We start from the raw sequence: 4,612 nt of genomic DNA, 5'->3' as shown, positions 1-4,612 counted from the left end.
AAACAAACTGCTGCAAAATTGTACTCGAAAGTTCAACAGGCCCTCACATCCGTTCGTTGGCTACGTCAATACATTGTAGTTCACTAATTGCAGTGAACGCGAATTAGCAAAGCACTAGAGTGTATAGAAAACAGTAATCACAGTTTTTGCAATAACAATTCTATGCTGGCTAATTTTGTTTGAACAACCTGGGTCGATTTCGCCTGGCGAACTTCTGTCATTATGCCCCAAAACAAACTAACAAAAATTTTCGCTACTTCTGGCGCATTGGCAGTGTCGTCCGCTGCTAACGCTCGCTGAAAAGCATTGGTCAGCTTGTCAGTAAATGCACTATGCGCTTGCTCCACTATATGTTGTGGTGCGTGTGCTTCAAACAAAGCATTGCAAATAAAACAGCCAAAATTGCGTGGGCTAGTTGGCTTTGAATTCGCTAAATCGGTAAAAAATTGCACTATGCTATGTTTATTCGCTGTTGCAAAGCGTTCAGCCAGTACAGTATCAACCAAAGCTAAATAATCCTTTAATGCCAGTTCAAACAAACTGTTTTTATCACCAAAGGTATTAACCAAACTTTTGCCTGTCACCCCAGTGCGTTTTTCAAGCGCAGCATAGGTACAAGCTTCGTAACCTAGCTCCCAAAAAGCCAATAATAATTGCTGCTTTACTACCTCTGGTTCAAACGCTTTGTGTCGCCCCACTACCTACTCCAATTGCAAACTGATTGATACGGGTTATCTCAATATGATCACCTTCATCTTGACCATAATGCACTTCAACCACCACACCAGCTTCATCTACCAAAATATCCAACGGCATAGTATGCAATTTACCACTGATTTTCCAAGGGAAATAACCTTTAACAAACATGGCATAACACAATTGCGGCAAACGAATTAAACCACCTTTCAGGGTTTTCAGCCAAGAGCGCTCAACCGCAAACTGCCGATAATATTGATTGGTTTGATCGGCCAAAATATAAAATGGCGCTTGGTGCTTTTCACTGCTGGCTTGTAAATCAGCCAAAGTAGAATCGAATATCGCCACCACAGTAAATTGCTGCGGCCAAGTATCCGCTTGTTGTGTGAGCTGATGAATTCGCAAGTTACAAAACGGACAACTAGCGAACCGATGGAAACTTAACAAATAGCGTTTTCCTGCAAGCTGATTAATCTCAAAGCGCTTGCCATCTAACATGGGTAAAGACAACTCAGTGATTTTATCGCCAACTTTGACCTTAGGCATACTCGCCACCTTTTTTACAATGAACGATGTAAAACAGTCTAAAATAAAACAATGGACATTGTAAAATTAAATTTTAGTGAAAATAGCAGCTATGAATTTACTTCAGCGGGATTAGCTTTAATGGGTGCAATATATTGGGTGAGGTTCTGTTGAATAATAGCTTCAACGTTTCTGCTGTTTAACGCTAAACGAATAACATAATCTTGTTGGTCACGTTTAAACAATAAAGTCAGCCCTTTGTCGTAGGGATAAACTTTGTAATCAACATACTCAAGTATTGTCCCAGCCTTGTGGCATGTGCCATCAAAGTCATTAAACTCACTAACTATCTGATACTGTTTGCCTTGTTCAAAAAACGGCGGCAGTTGTTTGGACGATGCGTCGTCGTTGTTACTGTGGGTAGCTTTAAAATAATTTAGGATTTTTTGTAACAAGGAGAGATCCAATACTTAGTTTTAGGTGAGTAGCTTACTAGAATTACAGCCGATGAAAAATAATAGTTGTTTCAAATGCTATTAAGTTTGGCTAAAGTTAAACCTTTCTGGTATCGAAAACCAGCGCCAGAATTAACACGTTAACAACGTATGGTGATTAATATGACAACTGCATTCGAAAGTATTAAACAAGGTTTAAGAGAAGCACTCAACTATTCTAAAGGTGAGTTCAATGAAGCAGTGGTTTCTGAGCATATGGTCGAGGGTGAAACGCCAGATGAGTCCAAGCCAGCTGATACAGACATGAATTAGAACAAATGAATCTGAGATTGCGCACCTATTCGGAGGGTGTTAGCAAATCAGGCTGTCTCGTATATGCAAGAAGCGGAAGTTTTAATATCAGCTAACAACCCAGACAAGACCGTGATTTTTGGAAATCGCGACCTTTAAATATTTTTCAAAATTTACAAACTCTTCGTACATGCCTTCAGCTTCTTCTGTGGTTGGAACGTGGTCTTTACCATTCGCTTTGCACCAAGCTTCAAAAGAGTCTCTCAGTAGTTTAGGTGTGACATTTTGAACAAGCCTCAGTAATTCAGGGAGTTGTTTTGATGTAAATGCAAAATCTTCATTGTAAGAATCTAACGATATTGCAGCATGGCTCGAATGAAACCAAGTTTGAAAAATTGAACCTGCCCCCTCAACTGGCTCTGGCGTTTGATTTAGTATCCAGTGATACAACTCAACGTTTCTGTGGTTAATTTCAATATCAATACAATCAGCATCGTCCTTTGGCCAATCTGCGGGAGCAGAGATTGGTTCACGCTCAATTAACTTCGTTTTTTTGCCAAGTAATCTCCCTATGAAAGAAATTTTTTCTAACTCTTGTTCATCGGGCTCTGGTGGCTGGCCTACGTAGTAATCACGCGCAACCCCAGGGTATTTGGTCATATAGTCAATGTGCTCATTTGGAGCGGAAAACATCACTAAGTAATTTGCCATGAGGTAAACCTTTGTTTGCCAACACCCAAGTATAGGGCTGATAAAGCTTGGCTAAAATTTGGAACGAAGAGACGCAGCCAAGCTTTTTTGCGTCCCTTTCATTATTGCTTTGTTATACATCTCTACACCTTTGGCTAAGGCGAAACGGTTACAACACCTTTATGGCCAACCGAGCAATATTTAGTTGTTCCGCTGGGCGATGCAAGCTTTATACTTTTAGCATCTAACAGCAAATCACTAAGACCAACCAACGGAAGGAATTTTTCTTTGAGTTCATCTTTTGAGCACTGCCCAGTAAAAAAGCGAAATTCTCTCTGATAGCTAAACTTTGCATCCTTTACGGTTAACGAACGCTCTTCTGGTATTTCTGAATAGCGAACCAATCCATAATTTACTTTAGAACCACTGGCTCGCTCTACTAGCTTGGCATATTCTTTTATTTTGCTCGCGGGCAAAACAACAAAATAACAACCAAATTCTTCTTGCATCTGCTCTAGTGAGTTTTCAAATTCATTATTGGGTCCAATAACAGCCCAAGATTGCATCCAAGCGTCATATTGCTCAGAAGCGGGATAAACTAAAACACTTTCTAATTGGTTGTAATCTAAACAAGCCACATCGGGTTTATTGAATTTTGGTTTATTACCACCGAGTCTATTATGCCAAAAAGAAATACATGACTCGTTTCGATCACCTCTACCTACATCTTCTAATGTGCGATAAAAATGTGGCGTACGAAATAAGCTTGTACCACTTTTAAAACTCAAATAGTGTTCTTCTTTGCTGAAAAATTTTATTAGTGCATATGCACTTTCTGAGTTTGTATAATTCATTTTATGCAAAAGATCCTCAACTATTTGAGATGCGTAACAATTTAATATTGGTAACAAATAAATCGATTATGTACCAGCGTTATTTTTCCAAAGCGTTAGGATTCCGTAAATAGGGTGTGCTAAGAAAGATGGGCATGGGCAAGCGAGATTCGCTCATATCTACCAGTTAGATAAATTTACAATCAATTCATCTAAACTGGATAAGCAGATATGAGCGACAACATACTAAATCCTAAACTACTTCCCTTCTCCACAACATCTGCTTGAACACACCGGCAAATACAAACACTAAACAGCCTGCGAACAGGGCGTATATTGTATTATCTGGCTCTGCTTGGTTGTTGTTTTGTTGCTGTTTTTCAAGTTTTTGTCCTTCAACTTGATACTCATTGAGCCTCCTCTTTAGCTTGCCAAATAGGCTAAGCTAAAAAGCGCCAACTACTAGGAGAAGACTCAATGAATTTTTACAATAACATTCATCCCTATTACTGTGGAATAGATTTACATACTCGCTCTTTATATGTCTGCATTTTAGACCAAAATGGCAGCAAAGTGCTACACAAAGAAATCAAAGCATCACCTGACAAACTACTCGATTTATTATCACCTTACATTGGTAATATCGTCGTCGGTGTCGAATGTATGCATTGCTGGTATTGGGTATCTGATTTTTGTCAGGAATATGGCATTGATTTTATTTTAGGTCATGCCCTTTACATGAAAGCCATTCATGGCGGTAAAGCTAAAAATGATAAAATTGACTCATTTAAAATTGCATCTTTGATTCGGGGTGGCACCTTTCCTTTAGCCTATGTCTACCCATCAAATATGCGCGCCACACGCGATTTATTACGTCGTCGAATGCGCATCATGCGTTTTGGCGCAGATTTAAAAGCTCATGTTAAAAACACCAACGGACAATACAACTTGCCACCCAACAATTTAAATCTACGCTATCCCAATGCTAGAGAGCAAATGCGTGGCTTATTCGATGATAAAACCATTCAAACCAATATCGATTTAGATTTAAACCTCATTAGCGATATAAACGCCCAGCTGTCAAAAATTGAATGGTATATCGAAAAACAAGCTAAACAACAT

General features: G+C 39.2%; 7 protein-coding genes. 2 read left to right on the top strand and 5 right to left on the bottom strand.

Features of this window, described 5'->3' with window-relative positions:
• Positions 1-137: 137 nt before the first annotated feature.
• The 3 genes from DS2_RS19105 to DS2_RS19095 form a co-directional block, all read right to left on the bottom strand.
• Positions 138-698, bottom strand: a complete 561-nt coding sequence (locus DS2_RS19105) for a TetR/AcrR family transcriptional regulator (protein ID WP_035016682.1) — start codon at positions 696-698, stop codon at positions 138-140.
• Positions 676-1,242: a peroxiredoxin family protein gene (locus DS2_RS19100; RefSeq protein WP_035016680.1), complete on the bottom strand. Its 567-nt coding sequence runs from the start codon at positions 1,240-1,242 to the stop codon at positions 676-678. Before DS2_RS19100 ends, DS2_RS19105 begins: the two co-directional genes overlap by 23 nt.
• A gap of 89 nt (positions 1,243-1,331) precedes the next feature.
• Positions 1,332-1,676 (bottom strand): DUF3601 domain-containing protein, encoded by a 345-nt coding sequence (locus DS2_RS19095; RefSeq protein WP_035016679.1) that lies wholly within the window; start codon positions 1,674-1,676, stop codon positions 1,332-1,334.
• Positions 1,677-1,838: 162 nt separating this feature from the next.
• Between DS2_RS19095 and DS2_RS20620 the strand changes: the two genes are divergently transcribed.
• Positions 1,839-1,988 carry a hypothetical protein gene (locus DS2_RS20620; protein ID WP_160168594.1) on the top strand — a complete coding sequence of 50 codons (150 nt, stop codon included), beginning with the start codon at positions 1,839-1,841 and terminating at the stop codon, positions 1,986-1,988.
• Between the two features lie 87 nt (positions 1,989-2,075).
• On the opposite strand, the gene DS2_RS19090 is transcribed toward DS2_RS20620, so the two are convergent.
• On the bottom strand, positions 2,076-2,678 hold the full coding sequence (locus DS2_RS19090; RefSeq protein WP_035016677.1) for a hypothetical protein: 603 nt from the start codon (positions 2,676-2,678) through the stop codon (positions 2,076-2,078).
• A gap of 134 nt (positions 2,679-2,812) precedes the next feature.
• Complete coding sequence (locus DS2_RS19085) at positions 2,813-3,511, bottom strand: hypothetical protein (RefSeq protein WP_035016675.1); 699 nt, start codon at positions 3,509-3,511, stop codon at positions 2,813-2,815.
• Positions 3,512-3,967: 456 nt separating this feature from the next.
• On the opposite strand from DS2_RS19085, the gene DS2_RS19080 reads away from it, so the two are divergent.
• Positions 3,968-4,612, top strand: a 645-nt coding sequence (locus tag DS2_RS19080; RefSeq protein ID WP_035016674.1) for an IS110 family transposase, incomplete at its 3' end; no start/stop codon positions are given.

It is taken from the genome of Catenovulum agarivorans DS-2 (assembly GCF_000568405.1).
GTDB lineage: Bacteria > Pseudomonadota > Gammaproteobacteria > Enterobacterales > Alteromonadaceae > Catenovulum > Catenovulum agarivorans_A.
This window is presented reverse-complemented; position numbering and strand designations above follow the sequence as displayed.

What these genes read in the sequence shown, in the direction of transcription:
- DS2_RS19100 (WP_035016680.1), bottom strand. Translation starts at nt 1,242, where the DNA reads ATGCCTAAGGTCAAAGTTGGCGATAAAATCACTGAGTTGTCTTTACCC.
- DS2_RS20620 (WP_160168594.1), top strand. Translation starts at nt 1,839, where the DNA reads ATGACAACTGCATTCGAAAGTATTAAACAAGGTTTAAGAGAAGCACTC.
- DS2_RS19090 (WP_035016677.1), bottom strand. Translation starts at nt 2,678, where the DNA reads ATGGCAAATTACTTAGTGATGTTTTCCGCTCCAAATGAGCACATTGAC.
- DS2_RS19085 (WP_035016675.1), bottom strand. Translation starts at nt 3,511, where the DNA reads ATGAATTATACAAACTCAGAAAGTGCATATGCACTAATAAAATTTTTC.